This window comes from Amaricoccus macauensis (assembly GCF_014201905.1).
Classification (GTDB): Bacteria; Pseudomonadota; Alphaproteobacteria; order Rhodobacterales; family Rhodobacteraceae; genus Amaricoccus; species Amaricoccus macauensis.
On sequence record NZ_JACHFM010000002.1, the window covers coordinates 1242351 to 1259621 of the forward strand.

Genomic DNA, 17271 nt, shown 5'->3' on the forward strand with positions numbered 1-17271 from the left:
CCTTAATGCGATCGCTTCTCGCGGAGGGCGAGGACCGCGCCGAGGATGACGAGGCCGTAGACGATGGCGCGGGTGGCGTACGGCAGCGTGGTGCCGGCGAGCAGCATCTGCAACGCGGTCAGAAGCAGCACGCCGCCGAGCATCCCGAGATAGTGGCCCCGGCCGCCGGTGATGAGTGTGCCGCCGACCACGACGACGGCGATCGAGGGCAGGAGGTAGTCGTCTCCCATGCCGAGGCTCGCCTGACCGGAGAAGCCGGTGAGCATCACGCCGACGAGGGCGGCGCAGACGGCGGAGAGCACGTAGACGAGGATCAGCGTGCGCTCGACCGGGATGCCGGAGATGCGCGCCGCGCGCAGGCCGTTGCCGATGCCGTAGACGCGGCGCCCGAAGGGCGTGCGGCCGAGGAGCGTGGTGGCGAGGACGATGAAGAGCGCGAGGGCGAGGACCACTGGCGTCAGCCCGAGGAGCTTGCCGGTCATCAGCCAGCGCAGCATCGGCGAGGAGAAGCCGGCGGGCGTGCCCTGCGAGTAGAGGAGCGCCACGCCCTGCAGGACGCCGTTGGTGGCGAGCGTCATGACGATGGGCGAGACCCCGAGCCAGACGATGCCGATGCCGTTCGCAAGCCCGATGATGACGGCGAGAATGAGGACGAAGGGGAGCGCGTAGAGGAGTGCCGCGTCCGAGCCGTTGACGATGCCGGCGAGCAGGATGCCGGAGAGGCCGATGGTCCAGGGGACCGAAAGATCGAGGCCGCCGGTCAGGATGACCGCCCCCTGCCCGAGGGCGAGGACGGCGAGGAAGGACGAGAGCACGAGGAGCGCGTTCCAGTAGTTCCAGCTGAAGACGGCGGCGCCGAGCCAGGCTTGCGTCACGGCGACGACGAGGATCAGGCAGACGTAGGCCGGAATGGCGAAGCGCAGGGTCTCGGCGTGACGGCTGAGGTAGGAGGGCAGCGTCGCCGTGCGGGCGGAGCCGGCGGGCAGGCGAAGCCGGCGGTCGGTGGCGGGCAGTGCGGAGGGCAGCGTGCCGGCGGCGCGGGCGCTGGCCCAGCTCCTGAGCGCGCGCAGGTGGGTGGCGAGTGGCGCGTCCCGGCTGAGCGAGCCCGCGAGGACCGCCAGCATCAGGATCGTGCCCTCGGCGATGGTGGAGTAGTAGGCGGAGACGTTGAGCACGAGCAGGATGTTCACGACCATCATCAGCACGTAGGCGCCGAAGACGGTGCCGAGCGGGCCGCCCTGCCCGCCCCCGAGCCTCGTGCCGCCAACCACGACAGCGGCGAAGAGCGACAGCAGCAGCGGGTTGCCGACCAGCGGGTCGCCGCTGCCGGTCTGGGCGCTGATGAAGACCCCCGCGAGCCCGTAGCAGCCGCCGGCGATGACGTAGGTGAGAAAGCGCGTGAGCGTGACGTTGAGGCCCTGCGCGGCAGCGGCCTCGGGATCGCTTCCGGTGGCGTAGAGCGCGGTGCCGAAGCGGGTGCCCTTGAGCCAGGCCCAGAGCAGCAGCACGACGCCGATGACGACGACGGGCATTGGCAGCCAGCCGGGGACGGCGTCGCCGAGGTAGAAGGCGCCCAGGGAGGGCGAGATCATGCCGCCGGGCTTCTCCATCACGAGCAGCGTGACGCCTTGCAGGATGAACATCGTCGAGAGGGTGACGACGATCGGCTGGAGCCGCAGCACGGCGATGAAGAAGCCGTTGAAGGCGCCGACCGCGCAGCCGATGGCGATGCCGGCGAGGGTCCAGAGCGGGACGCTCGCGTCCATCGCCATCGGGTCCATGTGCGAGGCGAGGGTGGCGTTGACGAGGCTGATCACCGCGCCGGCCGAGAGATCGAAGCCGCCGGAGAGGATGACGAGCGTCTGGCCGATGGCGGCGAGGGCCAGCGTGGCGCCGCCCGAGGCGAGGAAGGAGACGTCGAAGTAGGTGAGCGGGCCGGCACCCACCCAGTCGACGAGGCCAAGGAGCAGCAGGAAGACCGCGCCGGCGATGATCGCGCCCCGGCTGCGGCCGAGGTGGCGGCGCCAGCCGGGGCGCGTCGGGATGCTCGCCGGTACGGTCATGCGGCCTCCGACTGGCCGAGGGCGGGGCGCATGATGGCGGGCTCGGTGATCGCGTCGCCCGCGAGCTCGGCGGCGATGCGGCCGTCGTAGAGCACGAGGACACGGTCGGCGAGGTGGACAAGCTCCGGGATCTCGGTCGAGTGGAAGAGGATCGAGCCGCCGGCGGCCACATACTCGCGCATCATCCGGTAGAGTTCGTGCTTGGTGCCGACGTCGATGCCGCGGGTCGGGTCGAAGAGGAGGAGAATCCGGCTCTCGGCGACCAGCCAGCGCGAGATGGCGATCTTCTGCTGATTGCCACCGGAGAAGGCGCCGGCGCGGGTCCAGAGCGCGCGCCGGTCGACCTCGACGCTGTCGAAGGCGGCGCCGACGGCGGTGGCCTCGGCTTCGGCGTCGATCAGGCCGCCGCGGGTAAAGCGCGAGACCACCGGAATCGAGGCGTTGGTGCGCCCGGAGAGCTTGAGGAACAGCCCCTCGGTCTTGCGGTCTTCCGGCACGAGGCCGATGGCGACGTTCGGGCGGATGGCGTCGGCGGGCGAGCCGAGACGGACCGGGTGGCCATCGACGAGAACGCCGCCCGCGTCGATCTCGGCCATGCCGAAGCAGGCGAGAAAGAGGTCCTGCTGGCCCATACCCTGAAGGCCGGCGATCCCGAGGATCTCGCCTTGCCTGAGGTCGAGGGAGACGCCCGCGAGCCTCGAGCCGGCCTTGAGGTCGCGCACGCCGAGGACGGGGGCGCCGAGGGTGGCAGCGTCGGGACGCGGCGGGTAGGTCTGTTCCAGAGAGCGGCCGATGATCTTCTCGATCACCTCGGCGTCGGTGATGCCGGCGACCGGCCCCGAGACGATGTGCCGGCCGTTCCTGAGGATGGTGAGCGAGTCGCAGAAGGCGCGGACCTCGCGCATCCGGTGGGTGATGAAGACGACCGTGGTGCCCTTTGCCTTCTCGGCGGCGATGATCTCGCCAAGCCAGTCGATGTCACGCCCGGCGAGGGTCGAGGTCGGCTCGTCGAGAAGCAGAACCCGGGGCTTGCGCCAGAGGGCGCGGGCGATCTCGACCTTCTGGCGCACCGAGAGTTCGAGCTCGGAGACGTCGGCGTCGAGGTCGATGGCAAAGCCCAGCGAGTCGAGATGCCGGGTGACGGCCGCACGGGCGGCGGCGCGGCGGATGAGGCCGGTCGGCCCCTGCGGCGCATAGGGCAGAAGGATGTTGTCGAGCACGGTAAGGTCACGGACCAGCGTCATTTCCTGAAATGCGGTCTGCACGCCCAGCGCGTGGGCGGCGCGCGGCGAGAGCGATCCGTGCGGCACGCCGTGGATGCGGATCATGCCCTCGGTGGGGCGCAGCAGCCCGGCGAGCAGCTTGACGGCGGTCGACTTGCCGGCGCCGTTCTCGCCGAGAAGCGCATGGACGCTGCCATCGGGGATCTCGAAGGAAACGCCGTCGAGGGCGACGGTGGCGCCAAAAGCCTTGCGGATGCCGTCGAAGGCGACGGCAGGAGCGGAAGACATGGGGACCGGGCTCCGTGTCAGACGTCCGCGCCCCCCGTGCAGGGCGCGGACCGGGGACGGGACCTCAGCCTTCCGGCTGACCGACGAGGGCGGCGTTCAGACCGATCTCCGGGGTGGCCGCGGAGAAGATCGAGGCGAACCAGCCGGGGTTTGAAACCAGCGAAGGCTGAAACACGTTGCAGCCGGCCTTCATCTCTTCCCAGGTGCCTTCCTGGCAGAGCTTGACCGTGTCGTTGGTGACGACCGGCAGCGGCAGGATGGTGGTCTTGGGTACCTCCTTGCCTTCGAGCACCTCGACGGCGAGCTTGAGCGCGAGCCCGCCGGAATAGGGCGGCGAGGCGTAGGAGATGCGCGGGGCGCCGAGCGGCGCGTAAGGGATCGCCGCGCCCTCGACCTCGGTGCCGACCGGCAGCATCTGGATGCGGCCGCCGTTCGCCCCCTCCCCGGCACAGGGCAGGAGTTGCTCGGGCGTCTTGCCGGCTTCGAGCTGCATGGCGTTGGCGGTGAAGCAGCCGGCCTGCATCCAGAGGCCGTCGATCTCGTCCCAGTTCCGCGTCGCCGTGATCTTCGCAAGCTCGGTGCGGGCGACCGCCTGGCTCCACATGCCGACTGCCTCGGCGACGATGTGGATGTCGGGATGTTTCGCGAAGACTTCCTTCGCGGCCTTCGTCCTCAGGTCATCGACCGACGTGCCGGGGACGCCGGTCACCGCCACGATGTCGCCCTTGCCGCCGAGCTTCTCCACGAGCCATTCGGCGGTGACGCGGCCCGCCTCCTCCTGATCGATATGGACGTTGTAGGCGCAGGGCTCGGTGATCTCGGCATCGTAGGCGAAGACCACCACGCCCTTGTCGCAGGCGTTCTTCACCACCTGATTGAGCGCGGTGGGCGAGATCGGGAAGACGACGATGGCGTTCGCCCCGCTCTGCACCATGGCGTTGATCTGCTGGATCTGGCGCTGGGCGTTCGGGCCGGAGACCTGCACCTGCAGGTCGACCTTGTCGGCCAGTGACGGGTGCGCCGCCATTGCCTTGACCATATTGGCGGCCTCGGCCTGCCAGTCATTGCCGATGTAGCTCATGCTCAGGAAGATCTTGTGCTTCTCCTGAGCCTCCGCCGCACCGCTCAAGAGCAGTGCGCCCGCCGCGGCACCCGCCAGCAGCGACCTGACCGAAAGGGTCATCGCATCCATCCTCCCCAAGGCGGGCCGTTCTGGCCCTTCGTCGAGTTGTTCCCGACGAATCGTGAGGGTATAGATATTTGATCATGGATCAATACGCTTCAGGGGCGCAGGCCCGGGCGCAGGAGACCACGCGCAAATGACCACCAATCCAGGCGTCGCCTCTTCGGCTCGGATCACTCCGCTGACGCGCGACACCCTGCAGGAACAGGTCTACCGGCAGATGTGTGACCTGATCCTCGACGGCCGTCTGGCGCCCGGCGAGACGATCACGGTTCAGGGGCTGGCGGATGCGTTCGGGGTCAGTCCGATGCCGGTTCGCGAGGCGCTGAAGCGGCTGACCGCCGCCGACGCGCTGGCGGTCGTTTCAGGCCGGTCAGTGGGGGTTGCGCCACTCAGTCGCGAGCGGCTGACCGACCTGCGCAATGTCCGGCTGGAGATCGAACCGATCGCCGCCGGCTGGGGCGTGGCCCGCGCCAGTGCGGCGGATATCGCCGCCGGCCAGCAACATCTCGCCGAGGTCGAAGCGGCGGAGGCAGCGGGGGACCGCCGGCGCTATCTGCGCGGAAACCACGCGCTGCACTTCACCATCTATCGCGCGTCGGGGTCGGCGATCCTGATGCGGATCATCGAGGATCTGTGGCTGCAGATCAGCCCGTACTTCCATAAGCTGGGCGAGAACTATCCCGAGGCGAACACGCACCACCGCGAAATGATCGAGGCGTTCAGCGCCCGTGACGAAGCGGCGGTGCGCCGGGCGCTCTGCGCCGACATCGAAGCCGCCTACGAGTGCCTGATGGAGCAGCTCGTCGACCGGTAGGGTGACGCGACCGCCACGCGGCGCGCGGCTCCGTGGAGCCGTCCGCCGCGAACAGCCGCGTCTCGCTTGCTTGCGGACACGCTTACTTGCAGACGCGCTTGCTGACCAGGCCGAAGGCGGCGATGTCGCCCGAGAACCACTTCTTGCTGGTCTGCTTGATCCAGGCGACCACGCGCTGTCCGGGGCGGAAGCCGCCGGTCTCGGCGTAGTGGGCGGTGCCGGTCGCCTCGCGCTCGGTCAGCTTGAACGTGCCCACGGTCTCGCCACCGGCGCGGAACGCGATCTCGAAGCTCGTGGTCGGCCGCTGATCCCATGCGTCGACGATCGCCAGCCGGAACTTGCCCTCGCTGTCGGCGGTGCCGACGAGCCGGAGACCCGAGATCCCGCCGCTGTTGACGTAGGAGCCGCCGGCGCGATCGCTCGGGTTATACTGATTGTTAACCGTTTCGCCTGTACGAGCGTGGACGCGGCCGCCCCATGCGCCCGCGTGACCGGTACGGACGAAGTCCTCGGTCTTCGGAGCGATGATTTCCATCCCGTTGGGAAGGGTCAGAATTTCGTGTGTCCGACCAGACGTGAGGCTGGCGGCATAGACCGGCGAAGCGACGGCGAACAGACACGCCACCACAAGAGAAACGCGCATAACAGAACTCCACAGACAACAAGACCACGTGCGGCCGGGTGAACTGGCCCACACCGATTTCGATCTACAGAACCATCATGATTTCAATCGGGATGGAAGCCACCGGCGTTAACCTGAGCAAGATTGTCCGAAACCGTTGCAGGGCTGGCATATCCGGCCTCGGGGTCCGGGGCGGCTTCCACTGGGTTGCAGGTGATGCCCAGCGCGGAAAATACGTTTGCGGCAGAAGCACTTCGCGGCTCCCGGGCATCGCCTTTGGGTCGGGGCAGAGCCCAGGCCGCCGCCCCTGCCGATGTCGCCCTGCGGACACTGAAAATGCGGCGAACCGGCCTCGCCGGACCCCCGGCCCATGGCAAATGGGCAACATTCCGCGGATGCGCGATGCGAGTAACCCCCTGAAACTCATCCCTCTCGACCGAGTCCGGCCGAGGCGCAGGACGCGTCCTGCTCCGGGATGCGTGAACAAACCCCGATCCGCGTCGAAACTGCGTCCCCGCCCGAGCGGTGCGGCTGGTCCGCAGTACCTGCCGGGGCAGGAAAATCGCGGCAAATGTCCTACGCTTCCCGCCAAGGCGGGGACCACGCTCTTATTTTCCCCCGACCCGGCCGTTCGATTGTCATCAGCGGCCTCGTGGCTATCTTCCGGCTTCCCACGTACCCGAGAGGACCGACATGAGGCACCTGAGGCTCCCCGCGATTGCGTTCGCGATCGGCACCCTCCTTGCACCGCCGGCAGCGCATGCTGACGTCGATGGCATCCTGAACGTGTCCTACGACATTGCCCGCGAGCTCTACGCGGCGATCGACCAGCAGTTCACGACTGACTACCAGACCGAGCATGGACGGGCGCTGAAGGTCGACCAGAGCCACGCGGGCTCGTCGAAGCAGGCGCGCGCGATCCTCGAGGGGCTGCAGGCGGACGTGGTCACCTTCAATCAGGTGACCGACGTCGAGGTGCTGGCGCAGAACGGCTTTGTGGCGCCGGACTGGCAGACGAAGCTGCCGAACAATGCCTCGCCCTACTACTCGCTGCCCGCCTTCGTGGTCCGGGCCGGCAACCCGAAGGACATCAGGAACTGGGGCGATCTCGCGCGGGACGACGTGAAGGTCGTCTTCCCGAACCCGAAGACCTCCGGCAACGGGCGCTATACCTATCTCGCGGCGCGCGCCTGGGCGAACCACGAGTTCGGCGGCGACGAGGAGAAGGTGACCGACTACCTGAAGAAGGTCTTCGCCAACGTGCCGGTCTTTGACACCGGCGGCCGGGCCGCGACCACGACGTTTGCCGAGCGCGGTATCGGCGACGTGCTGATCACCTTCGAGGCCGAGCTTTCGGCGATCGCCAAGCAGTACGGCCCGGACAAGGTGACGCCGGTGGTGCCGCCGGTGAGCCTGCTCGCCGAGTTCCCGGTGGCGGTCGTCGACAAGGTGGTCGATGCGCGCGGCAGCCGGCCCGAGGCGGAGGCCTATCTGAACTATCTCTACACGCCGGCGGCGCAGGACATCATCGTGAGCTTCGGCAACCGGGTGAATGACGATGCGGTGATGGCGGCACATGCCGACCAGTTCCCCAAAGTCGAACTCTACACCGTCGAGGACGAGTTCGGTGGCTGGCAGAAGGCGACCGAGGAGCACTTCTCCGACGGCGGGCTCATCGACGATGTCTTCGTCGCGCAGTAATCCGCCGCTGCAGTGACCCCGGCGGCCGCCCGACCGGCGGCCGCCTTGCCATTCCGGTCCGGGACTGGCATGGCCCGCCCTCCCCCGTCCCTCCGCCGTAACCGGAGCTCCGATGTCCCTCTCCAGTCTCGAACGTCGCCGCCGGGTGATGCCCGGCTTCGGACTGTCCATGGGCGTGGCGCTCACCTATTTCGCGCTGATCATCCTGCTGCCGCTCGTCGCGATGGCGATCAAGACCGCGAGCCTCGGCTGGGAACAGTACTGGAAGGTGATCACCGCGCCGCGCTCGCTCGCGTCCTACCGGATCACCGTCACCTGCGCGCTGGCCGCGACCGTGCTCAACGCCGTCGTCGGCCTGCTCTTTGCGTGGGTGCTGACGCGCTACCGCTTTCCCGGCCGGCGGCTGCTCGACGGGCTCGTGGATCTGCCCTTCGCGCTGCCGACCGCTGTCGCGGGCGTGACGCTCGTGACGCTGCTCGGGCCGAACGGCTGGTTCGGCAGCCTGCTGGAGCCGCTTGGCATCAAGGTGGCCTACACGCCGCTCGGGATCATGGCGGCGATGTTCTTCACCTCGATCCCCTTCGTCGTGCGTACGGTCCAGCCGGTGCTCGAGGACGTCTCGGCCGATGTGGAGGAGGCCGCCAAGTCGCTCGGCGCGCGGCCGTGGCAGACCTTCGCGCTGGTGATCTGGCCGCTGATCATGCCCGCCTTCCTCGCCGGTGCGACCATGTCCTTCGCCCGCTCGCTCGGTGAGTTCGGGGCGGTCGTCTTCATCGCCGGCAACCTGCCGATGCAGACCGAGATCACCTCGCTCCTGATCTTCATCCGGCTTGACGAGTACAGTTACGGTGCCGCCGCCGCGCTCGCCTCGGTGCTGCTGATCGCCGCCTTCCTCATGCTCTTCATCACCAACAGCCTTCAGGCCTGGGCCCTTCGCTATGCGCGCCGCAGCTGACACGCGGGGCCGCACGGCCCTCATCGCACTGGCCCTCGTGCTTGCGGGGCTGACGCTGCTCGTGCCGCTGGTGCTGATCTTCGTCTCCGCCTTCGCGGACGGGATCGGCGCCTACTTCGGCAACATCGCCGCGCCGGACACCCGGCATGCGATCTTCCTGACGGTGCTGACCGCGGTCATCGTCGTGCCGGTCAACATGGTCTTCGGCATCGCCACCGCATGGGCGGTGGCACGCTACGAATTCACCGGGCGCAAGCTCCTGATCTCGCTCATCGAGATCCCGTTCTCCGTCTCGCCGATCGTCGCCGGCACGATCTATCTCTTTCTCTACGGCCAACAGGGACTGCTCGGGCCGACGCTCCAGTCCTGGGGCGTCCAGATCATGTTCTCGGTCCCGGCCATCGTGCTCGTCAGCCTGTTCGTGACCGCGCCCTTCGTCGCCCGCGAGCTGATCCCGCTCATGCAGGCGCAAGGGTCCGAGGACGAGGAAGCCGCCCTCTCGCTCGGCGCGAGCCCGTGGCAGACGTTCCGCCTGGTGACGCTGCCGAACATCCGCTGGGCGCTGCTCTACGGCGCGCTGCTCACCAACGCCCGCGCCATGGGCGAGTTCGGTGCGGTCTCGGTGGTTTCCGGGGCGATCCGCGGGCAGACCAACACGCTGCCGCTGCACATCGAGCTGCTTTACAACGACTTCAACATCGCCGGCGCCTTCGCGTCCGCCTCGATCCTCGCGCTGATCGCGCTCGCCACGCTCGGGATCAAGTACGTCATGGAGAACCGGGCCGGATGAGCATCGTCATCGACCACGTCTCGCGCCACTTCGAGACCTTCGCCGCCGTCAACGACCTCTCGCTCGATATCGCCGAGGGCGAGCTGCTGGCGCTGCTCGGGCCGTCCGGGTCGGGCAAGACCACCCTGCTCCGGCTGATTGCGGGTCTCGACTTCCCCGACTCGGGGCGGATCATCATCGACGGTCGCGACGCGACCAACCTGCCCGCCGGAGAGCGCCGGATCGGCTTCGTCTTTCAGCACTACGCCCTCTTCCGCCACATGACGGTGCGCGAGAACGTCGACTTCGGCATGCGCGTCATGCCGTCGAGCCGCCGGCCGTCGCGCAGCGAACGCCGCGAGCGGGTGGAGCGCCTGCTCGGGACGGTCCAGCTTGCCGGCCTCGGCGACCGCTTCCCCGCCCAGCTTTCCGGCGGACAGCGCCAGCGAGTCGCACTCGCCCGCGCGCTCGCGATCCGGCCCTCGGTCCTGCTGCTCGACGAGCCCTTCGGCGCCCTCGATGCCGCCGTTCGCCGTGACCTGCGCCGGTGGCTGCGCCAGCTCCACGAGGAACTGGCGGTGACCACGGTCTTCGTCACCCACGATCAGGAGGAGGCGCTCGAGGTCGCCGACCGCATCGTGGTGATGAACGCCGGGCGCATCGAGCAGAGCGGCACGCCGACCGAGGTCGAGGCGCGTCCCGCCACCGCCTTCATGCACAGCTTCCTTGGCGGTGCCAACCGCTTCGCCGTCGAGGTCCACGGCGGTGTCGCAAGCGTCGCGGGCCAGCCACTGCCACGCGATGCCGTCACCCTTGCCGAGGGCATCGGCGACGGGGCGGCGCAGGGCTTCGTCCGTGCCCATGACCTCCTGCCCCTCGTCGCCGGGACGCCCGGTGCCTACGCCGTGGGGCGCCTTGACCACGTGGTCGCCCACGGCGGCACCGTCCGGGCCGAGTTCGCGACGCCGGACGGGCGCAGCGTCGAGGCAGAGATTGCCCGCGACGAATGGGAACGCCTCGCTCTCACCCGGGGGCAGTCGATCGGGCTCGGCATCCGCCGGATGGCGGTCTTCCCCGAATAGGCCCCGCGTCCCTGCCGCCGGCACCCGTCAGCGGTCGTCGGCGGAGCCGTCGGGAAACGGTGCCACCAGCAGTTCCGGCACGACCGAGGCGTAGCGCTCCCGCTCCTCGACCGGCAGGCCCTCGTCGGTGATGATGCGCCGCAGCCGCTCGATCGGCGCGGTCCGGTAGATCGCGCGGCTGCCAAAGCGGCTGCTGTCGAGCAGGAGCGTCGTTTCAAGGGCGGCGTCGATCATCGCCTTCTGAAGCTGGACGAGTTCCAGCGACGTGTCGCTGACGCATTCGAGGTCCACCGCCTGCGCTCCGAGGAACAGGTGGTCACAGCGCAGTTCCTGCACCATGCGGATGCCGGATTCGCCCAGCAGCACGTAAGCGCCGTCCCGGCAGATCCCGCCAGGGACCAGCAGCTTGATGTGCGCCCTGTTGGCGAGCACGCTGGCGGCATGAACGTCGTTGGTGACGATGGTCAGCGGAATCGTCAGGTCAGCGATCGCGTAGGCTGCGTGATGCAGCGTCGTGCGCGTGTCGAGCATGACGCTCTGCCCCGGCAGCAGCAGACCGGCCGCGACCGCGGCGATGGCGCGCTTCTCCTCGACGGCGATGCTTTGCGCCTCACTCGCGAGGGGTTCGGAGGTGGTGTTCCGCCGCACGCGGACCGCGCCGCCGTGGGTGCGCCGGACGATCCCCTGAGACGCGAGATAATCGAGATCGCGGCGGATCGTGGAGATCGACGCGCCGAGCCACTTGGCGAGGTCCTGGGTCGAGGCAACCTGATGCGCGACGAACCATTCGATGATCCGATCCCGCCGCTCTGCCGGCAACATGTCATCGGACTGACTTGGCTCGAAGGAGTCGGTCATTTGGCGAACCGCGCGAGTTGTTGGACGCCGCATCTAACCTGACCGGATGGCGGCACGGAAGCGGATCCGTGCAGGAGGTTTCAGCGGCCGCGCGACAAATGCCGGCGGCCGCATACCCGGCGCGGTCAGAGACTCACGCTGATGTATTCGGCGGTGGCCGCGCCCGCGCCCCTGTAGGCGGTGAGTTCGATCTCGACCTTGAAATCCGGGCTGCCAAGCGGCGAGCAGGTCACGGTGCTGGCCGGATCGATGCCGCGAAACTTCTCACCGACATAAGCCATCACTGACGGCGCGTCGGCGGGGTTCGGGATGAAGACGCGCGAGCGGACCACGTCGGCGAGCGACGCGCCGACCGAGGCGAGCGCGCCCTCGATATTGTGGAAGCACTGCCTGGCCTGCTCCACCGGATCGGTCGACATCTCGCGCGTCTTGTAGTTGCGGCCGGCGCTGTTCGAGACGAAGATCCAGTTGTCCAGGGCGACGATGCGGGAATAGCTCTCCTGCTCCTCGAAGGGGCTGCCGGATTTGACTTTGGTCACCTTCAACGTTCTGGTCTCCTTGGTGAGGGTATCAGTGGTCATGCCATCGCTTTCGTCTTGGCTTCGGGGGATGCGGTGCCGTAGGTTCCCGACGCGAACTCCGCGGTGATGCGCTCCTCGCGCAAGTCCCGGGCGACATCCTCTGGCGCGCGCGCAGCCGGGTCGCCGTAGCCGCCGCCGCCGGGGGTCACGAGTTCGATGATCTGGCCGGCCTTGAGCTCGATGGTGCCGGGGACGTTCACCCTGCCCTCGTCGAAGTCATAGCGGGCGCCCTCCGCTGGCAGGCCGCCGTCGAGACCCCAGGGCTGCGCCTGAAGCCGTCCCCCCTCGACGCTGAAGCGGCAGTCCGCCTCGATGCGGTAGACCCGCCGCAGGCCCATGCCTCCACGGTAGGTGCCCGCCCCGGCCGAGCCGTCGACGAGTTCGTATCGGAGCAGCGTCAGCGGGTACTCGAGTTCGAGCGCCTCGACGGGCAGGTTCGAGGTGTTGGTCATGTGAACGTGGATGCCGGAGAGGCCGTCCGCGTGGGGCCGCGCCCCGCCGCCGCCGCCGATCGTCTCGAGATAGACCCAGAGCGAGCCGTCCGGCCGGACGCCGGTGAAGAGCGCGCCGGTGCAGGTGCCGTTGCCCGCCGCCGTCACCCTGCCGGGCAGAGCCTTCGCGAGCGCGCCCTGAACGATGTCGGCGACCCGCTGGCAGGCGGCGATGCGTCCGTCCACGGCCGCGGGATGCTTGCAGTTCAGCAACGAGCCTTCCGGTGCCTCGACGGTGAGCGGCCGGGCGAGGCCGGCGTTCGGCAGCACGGTCGGGTCGATCACCGCCTTGACCGCGTAGTAGCAGGTGGAGAGGAGACCGGTGTAGATGACGTTCAGCCCTGCCGCGACCTGTGGCGGCGCGTCGAACGCCAGATGCATCGCGTCGCCCTTCACGGTGATCGCGACCTTCAGCTCCATCGGCTCGGGAAACTGGTTGCTGTCGAAGATGTCGGCGAACTCGTAGGTGCCGTCCGGGATCGCGGCGATGCCGGCGCGCATCTTGCGCTCAGCATAATCCTGCAGCGCGTCACCGGCGGCGAGCACCTTGTCCGCGCCGTACTTGGAGCAGAGATCCTGCATCCGCCGCACGCAGAGATGGTTCGCCGACATCTGCGCGCGCAAGTCCGACAGGCGCTCGCGCGGGACCTGGCAGTTCAACAGGATCAGGTTCCGGATATCCTCCTGCAGCACGCCCTCGCGATAGAGCCGGACCGGCGGGATGCGCACACCTTCCTGATAGATGTGGGCATGGCCGCGATCGGCGAAGTCGGCGTGGTGGGCGGTGTTGATCGCCCACGCGACGAGCCGGTCCCCGTGGAAGATCGGCTCGGCGAGCACGATGTCGGGCAGGTGCGTGCCGCCGCCCTCGTAGGCGTCGTTGCCGATGAAGACGTCGCCGGGACGGATCGTCTCTTCGGGGAAGCGCTTGCGCACGTTCGGCAGGAACGCGATGAAGCTCCCGAGGTGCATGGGGATGTGCTCGGCCTGACAGAGCGTGTTCCCCCGCCAGTCGAAGAGCGCGGTCGAGCAGTCGCGCCGCTCCTTGATGTTGGTCGAGTAGCTGGCGCGGACCAGGGCCTCGCCCATTTCCTCCACGATCGAGGTGAGCGCGCTGCCGATCACCTCGACGGTGATGGGATCGACGGTGACGGGATCGACGGTGACCGGATCGACGGCGACCGGATCCACCGGGGCGGTTTCGGTGCTCACGAGCGGGCCTCCAGCACGAGATTGAGATAGGGATCGACGGTCGCCTGCATGTCGGGGAGGATCACCGTCGTCGTGTCCATCTGCTCGACGATCGCGGGACCGTCGATGCGGTTGCCGGGCTTCAGACCGTCTCGGGAGTAGACCACGCACTCGGTGAAGCCGCCGACTTCCGGCATCCAGACCTCGCGTGCGCCGATCCGTGCGGCCGAGGCGTCCGCCCCGGCATCCGGGAGCCGGTTGAACTCGGCCTTGGAGACGAGCCCCGCCGCCTCGACGCGCAGCGTCACGATCTGCACCGTCTCGCCCTCGGCGATGAAGCCGAACCGCTGCATGTGCGCGGCGGCGAAGCCCTCGGCCAGCGCCTCGAAGCTCGCGGTTTCGATCTCGCCCGCCGGCATCGGCACGGAAAGTTCGTAGTTCTGCCCGGCGTAGCGCATGTCGACGGTGCGGCTCACGACCTGCCGCTCCACCCCGATGCTCTCGCTCTCGAACCACTCCGCCGCCTGCAACTCGAGCGAGCGGAACCCGACGCGGACGCCGTCGAGGGCTTCGGGCGCCAGCGCCATCAGGCGGCTGACGGCGAAGTCGGCGCGGAGGTCGGTCAGGAGCAGGCCGAGCGCGCAGAGGGTGCCGGGCGTGCGCGGCACAATGACGCGCGCCACGTCGAGCTCGCGCGCGAGCCGCGCCGCATGGAGCGGACCGGCGCCGCCGAACGCCATCAGCGCGTAGTCGCGCGGATCGTGGCCGCGCTGGACGGAGATGACCCGGATCGCCTTCGCCATGTTGGCGTTCAGGACCGAGAGGATCCCCTGCGCGGTCTCCATGAGCCCGAGGCCGAGCTTGTCGGCGAGGCGCTGGACGGCCTCGACGGCAAGATCACGGCGGACCTTCATGCGCCCGCCGAGGATCTCGACCGGATTCAGGGTCTGGAGCACGACGTTCGCGTCCGTCACCGTCGCCTCGGTGTTGCCACGGCCGTAGCAGACCGGACCGGGATCGGCGCCGGCGCTGCGCGGGCCGACCTTCAGGAGGCCGCCGGAGTCCACGTAGGCAATCGACCCGCCGCCCGCGCCCACCGTATGGATGTCGAGCATCGGCGCCTTGATCGGATAGCCGTGGACCGATGCCTCGCCCGTCAGCTTGCAGACGCCGTCCTGGAGCAGCGCCACGTCGCTCGACGTCCCGCCGACGTCGAAGGTGATGAGGTTCGGGAAGCCGGCCATCCGTCCGATCGCCTGCGCCGCGACGACGCCGGTCGAGGGACCAGAGAGAACGGTGCGGACGGGGAGCCGCGCGGCCGTCTCGAAACCGATCACACCGCCGTTCGACTGGGTGAGTTGTGGCGTGGCCCCGAGGCCAAGGTCGTGGAGACGCTGTTGCAGGCGGTCGATGTAGCGCTGCATCACCGGGCCGAGGTAGCCGTTGACGACGGCCGTCGACATCCGCTCGTACTCGCGGAACTCCGGCGCCACCTCGTGCGAGACGCTGACGAAGACGCCGGGGAATTCCTCGCGGATCAGTTCCACGACCCGCGCCTCGTGGACGGTGTTGAGGAAGCCGTAGATGAAGCAGACGGCGATCGCCTTCACCTCGGCGTCGTTCAGCCGGCGGATGGCCGCGCGGACCGCCGCCTCGTCGAGGGGCGCCTCGACGCTGCCGTCGGCGCGCAGGCGCTCGGGAACTTCAATGCGGAGATCGCGCGAGACCAGCACCTCGGGCTTGTCGGCGGTCATGTCGTAGAGCGACGGCCGCTTCTGCCGGCCGATCTCGAGCAGGTCGCGGAAGCCGTCGGTGACGATGAGGCCGGTCTTCACTCCCTTGAGCTCGATCAGCGCATTCGTTGCGACCGTGGTGCCATGGCCGAGAAACGAGACGTCCGCAGCCTTGGCGCCGACAGTGGCGAGGCCTTCCTCGACGCCGGCCGCGATGCCGCGCGAGGGATCGTCCGGGGTCGAAGAGACCTTCCATATCTCGAGCCGTCCGGTCTCGTCGTCGAAGAGGCACACGTCACAGAATGTGCCGCCGGAATCTACGCCAATTCTCCACGTCATTGATGTGCCAACCTCGTGCCCGGAGTGTGTTCGACATGCGCCGTCCTGGCCGACCGCCTGAACCGGTCGAGACGGAAGGGACGGGCATCGACGCACGTCGGCGATCCCGTCACGATCTCTGCCATCAGCTTGCCCGCCCCCGGCCCGATGCCGAAGCCGTGCCCCGAGAAGCCGCTGGCGATGTAGAAGCCCGGGATGCTCCCGACCGGGCCGATCACCGGCACCGCGTCGGGCGTCGCATCGACGAGCCCGGCCCAGCTGTGGGTGATGCGCGCGCCGGCGAAGCCCGGGAAGGCGCGGGCGAGATGCTTCAGCCCGTCGCTGTTGAAACGGTCGTGCGGTTGCGGATCGAGGATGCGCACCCGCTCGAAGGGTGAGACCTCGTCTGCCGCCCAGCGCTTGGGCGTGCGCCACTCCTCGAAGAAGCGGCCGTTCACCCGCAACGTGAGCTCGTGCCAGCTTTTGACGAGGGTCGGCGCGAAGTCGGCGAAGAGACGGAAGCTGTCCGGCGTGATCGGCGCGATGTTGGCGTTGCGCATCGTCGCGGTGTAACCGCCGTCGAGACGCGGGCGCGCCGCGAAGGTGCCGCCGCCGACCGGCATGTCGGGCACGGTGCCGCTGACGCCGTCGATGCGCGCGGTCGTCCCGAGGATCTTCAGCTGTGGGAAGTCGATCCCGAGGTTGCCCGCGAAGAGCCGCGACCACGCGCCGCCGGCGAGGACGACCGAGGCGCAGCGGATCGGGCCGTGCTCGGTGACGACGCCGCTGACCCGGCCCGCCTCGGTCTCGAGGCTTCGCACGGCGCAACTCGTCAGCACATGCGCACCGAGGCGCGCCGCCGCGCGCGCCATCGCGGGAGCCGCCCTGGTGGGCTCGGCACAGCCGTCTGTCGCGGTATGCAGGCCGGCGAGGAACCGGCCTTCGGTGATCCCCGGCAGGAGCCCGGGGAGGTCCTTCGGCGCGACCAGCCGGGAGTCGAGCTGGTAGGTCCTCGCGTGCCCGAGCCACTCCTCGTAGTGTGCCACGTCGCGGCGGGTATCGCAGAGGTAGGTGATGCCGCGCTGGCGGAAGCCGGTCTCCTCGCCGATGCGGGCATTCATCGTCCGCCAGAGAGTCAGGCTCTCGATGGCGAGCGGCAGCTCGAGCGGGTCGCGGCCCATCTGGCGGACCCACCCCCAGTTGCGGGTCGACTGCTCACCGGCGATCAGCCCCTTTTCGCAGAGCGCCACAGAGACGCCCTTTTCCGCAAGGAAGAGCGTCGTCGCGACGCCGGCGATGCCGCCGCCGATCACCACGACGTCGACCTTCTGGGGCAACGTCCGGTCGGTGGGGACAGGATCGGGAATGATGCGGGACAAGGGGGGCTCCTCCGGGG

The 17271-nt window shown here is 68.8% G+C and carries 14 protein-coding genes; 5 read left to right on the forward strand and 9 right to left on the reverse strand.

The window, feature by feature from the left end; all coding sequences use genetic code 11:
* Positions 1-2: 2 nt before the first annotated feature.
* From HNP73_RS13405 to HNP73_RS13415, 3 genes are all read right to left on the reverse strand, one after another.
* Entirely contained in the window at positions 3-2063 is a 2061-nt protein-coding gene (locus HNP73_RS13405; protein WP_184150187.1) for an ABC transporter permease, read from the reverse strand.
* Positions 2060-3574 carry a sugar ABC transporter ATP-binding protein gene (locus HNP73_RS13410; protein ID WP_184150190.1) on the reverse strand — a complete coding sequence of 505 codons (1515 nt, stop codon included), beginning with the start codon at positions 3572-3574 and terminating at the stop codon, positions 2060-2062. Before HNP73_RS13410 ends, HNP73_RS13405 begins: the two co-directional genes overlap by 4 nt.
* A 64-nt stretch (positions 3575-3638) precedes the next feature.
* Positions 3639-4757, reverse strand: coding sequence for a sugar ABC transporter substrate-binding protein (locus HNP73_RS13415; protein ID WP_184150193.1), 1119 nt, complete (start codon positions 4755-4757; stop codon positions 3639-3641).
* A gap of 136 nt (positions 4758-4893) precedes the next feature.
* Here HNP73_RS13415 and HNP73_RS13420 point away from each other — a divergent pair, with 136 nt between their 5' ends.
* Complete coding sequence (locus HNP73_RS13420; RefSeq protein WP_184150196.1) at positions 4894-5574, forward strand: GntR family transcriptional regulator; 681 nt, start codon at positions 4894-4896, stop codon at positions 5572-5574.
* 82 nt (positions 5575-5656) lie between these two features.
* On the opposite strand, the gene HNP73_RS13425 is transcribed toward HNP73_RS13420, so the two are convergent.
* Positions 5657-6217 carry a hypothetical protein gene (locus tag HNP73_RS13425; protein WP_184150199.1) on the reverse strand — a complete coding sequence of 187 codons (561 nt, stop codon included), beginning with the start codon at positions 6215-6217 and terminating at the stop codon, positions 5657-5659.
* 672 nt (positions 6218-6889) lie between these two features.
* Between HNP73_RS13425 and cysP the strand changes: the two genes are divergently transcribed.
* From cysP to HNP73_RS13445, 4 genes are all read left to right on the forward strand, one after another.
* The gene (cysP, locus tag HNP73_RS13430; protein ID WP_184150202.1) at positions 6890-7897 is read left to right on the forward strand and encodes a thiosulfate ABC transporter substrate-binding protein CysP; all 1008 of its coding nucleotides are present in this window, start codon (positions 6890-6892) and stop codon (positions 7895-7897) included.
* A gap of 112 nt (positions 7898-8009) precedes the next feature.
* Positions 8010-8852: a sulfate ABC transporter permease subunit CysT gene (gene cysT / locus HNP73_RS13435; RefSeq protein ID WP_184150205.1), complete on the forward strand. Its 843-nt coding sequence runs from the start codon at positions 8010-8012 to the stop codon at positions 8850-8852.
* The gene (gene cysW / locus HNP73_RS13440) at positions 8836-9642 is read left to right on the forward strand and encodes a sulfate ABC transporter permease subunit CysW (protein ID WP_184150208.1); all 807 of its coding nucleotides are present in this window, start codon (positions 8836-8838) and stop codon (positions 9640-9642) included. The genes cysT and cysW overlap by 17 nt, the downstream gene beginning before the upstream one ends.
* On the forward strand, positions 9639-10703 hold the full coding sequence (locus HNP73_RS13445; protein WP_184150211.1) for a sulfate/molybdate ABC transporter ATP-binding protein: 1065 nt from the start codon (positions 9639-9641) through the stop codon (positions 10701-10703). The genes cysW and HNP73_RS13445 overlap by 4 nt, the downstream gene beginning before the upstream one ends.
* 27 nt (positions 10704-10730) lie before the next feature.
* Here HNP73_RS13445 and HNP73_RS13450 read toward each other — a convergent pair whose 3' ends face one another.
* The 5 genes from HNP73_RS13450 to HNP73_RS13470 form a co-directional block, all read right to left on the reverse strand.
* Positions 10731-11561 carry a DeoR/GlpR family DNA-binding transcription regulator gene (locus HNP73_RS13450; RefSeq protein WP_184150214.1) on the reverse strand — a complete coding sequence of 277 codons (831 nt, stop codon included), beginning with the start codon at positions 11559-11561 and terminating at the stop codon, positions 10731-10733.
* A 125-nt stretch (positions 11562-11686) separates the two neighbouring features.
* Positions 11687-12142, reverse strand: coding sequence for a RidA family protein (locus HNP73_RS13455; RefSeq protein ID WP_184150217.1), 456 nt, complete (start codon positions 12140-12142; stop codon positions 11687-11689).
* Complete coding sequence (locus HNP73_RS13460) at positions 12139-13845, reverse strand: hydantoinase B/oxoprolinase family protein (RefSeq protein ID WP_343063299.1); 1707 nt, start codon at positions 13843-13845, stop codon at positions 12139-12141. Before HNP73_RS13460 ends, HNP73_RS13455 begins: the two co-directional genes overlap by 4 nt.
* Positions 13842-15896 (reverse strand): hydantoinase/oxoprolinase family protein, encoded by a 2055-nt coding sequence (locus HNP73_RS13465; protein ID WP_184150220.1) that lies wholly within the window; start codon positions 15894-15896, stop codon positions 13842-13844. The genes HNP73_RS13460 and HNP73_RS13465 overlap by 4 nt, the downstream gene beginning before the upstream one ends.
* On the reverse strand, positions 15893-17254 hold the full coding sequence (locus HNP73_RS13470; RefSeq protein WP_184150223.1) for an NAD(P)/FAD-dependent oxidoreductase: 1362 nt from the start codon (positions 17252-17254) through the stop codon (positions 15893-15895). Before HNP73_RS13470 ends, HNP73_RS13465 begins: the two co-directional genes overlap by 4 nt.
* Positions 17255-17271: the final 17 nt, after the last annotated feature.

Excerpts from the sequence above, each read along its gene's own strand:
- cysW (WP_184150208.1), top strand. The coding sequence starts at position 8,836 with ATGCGCGCCGCAGCTGACACGCGGGGCCGCACGGCCCTCATCGCACTG.
- HNP73_RS13405 (WP_184150187.1), bottom strand. The coding sequence starts at position 2,063 with ATGACCGTACCGGCGAGCATCCCGACGCGCCCCGGCTGGCGCCGCCAC.
- HNP73_RS13450 (WP_184150214.1), bottom strand. The coding sequence starts at position 11,561 with ATGACCGACTCCTTCGAGCCAAGTCAGTCCGATGACATGTTGCCGGCA.
- HNP73_RS13455 (WP_184150217.1), bottom strand. The coding sequence starts at position 12,142 with ATGACCACTGATACCCTCACCAAGGAGACCAGAACGTTGAAGGTGACC.
- HNP73_RS13415 (WP_184150193.1), bottom strand. The coding sequence starts at position 4,757 with ATGACCCTTTCGGTCAGGTCGCTGCTGGCGGGTGCCGCGGCGGGCGCA.
- HNP73_RS13445 (WP_184150211.1), top strand. The coding sequence starts at position 9,639 with ATGAGCATCGTCATCGACCACGTCTCGCGCCACTTCGAGACCTTCGCC.
- HNP73_RS13420 (WP_184150196.1), top strand. The coding sequence starts at position 4,894 with ATGACCACCAATCCAGGCGTCGCCTCTTCGGCTCGGATCACTCCGCTG.
- HNP73_RS13410 (WP_184150190.1), bottom strand. The coding sequence starts at position 3,574 with ATGTCTTCCGCTCCTGCCGTCGCCTTCGACGGCATCCGCAAGGCTTTT.
- cysT (WP_184150205.1), top strand. The coding sequence starts at position 8,010 with ATGTCCCTCTCCAGTCTCGAACGTCGCCGCCGGGTGATGCCCGGCTTC.
- cysP (WP_184150202.1), top strand. The coding sequence starts at position 6,890 with ATGAGGCACCTGAGGCTCCCCGCGATTGCGTTCGCGATCGGCACCCTC.
- HNP73_RS13425 (WP_184150199.1), bottom strand. The coding sequence starts at position 6,217 with ATGCGCGTTTCTCTTGTGGTGGCGTGTCTGTTCGCCGTCGCTTCGCCG.
- HNP73_RS13465 (WP_184150220.1), bottom strand. The coding sequence starts at position 15,896 with ATGACGTGGAGAATTGGCGTAGATTCCGGCGGCACATTCTGTGACGTG.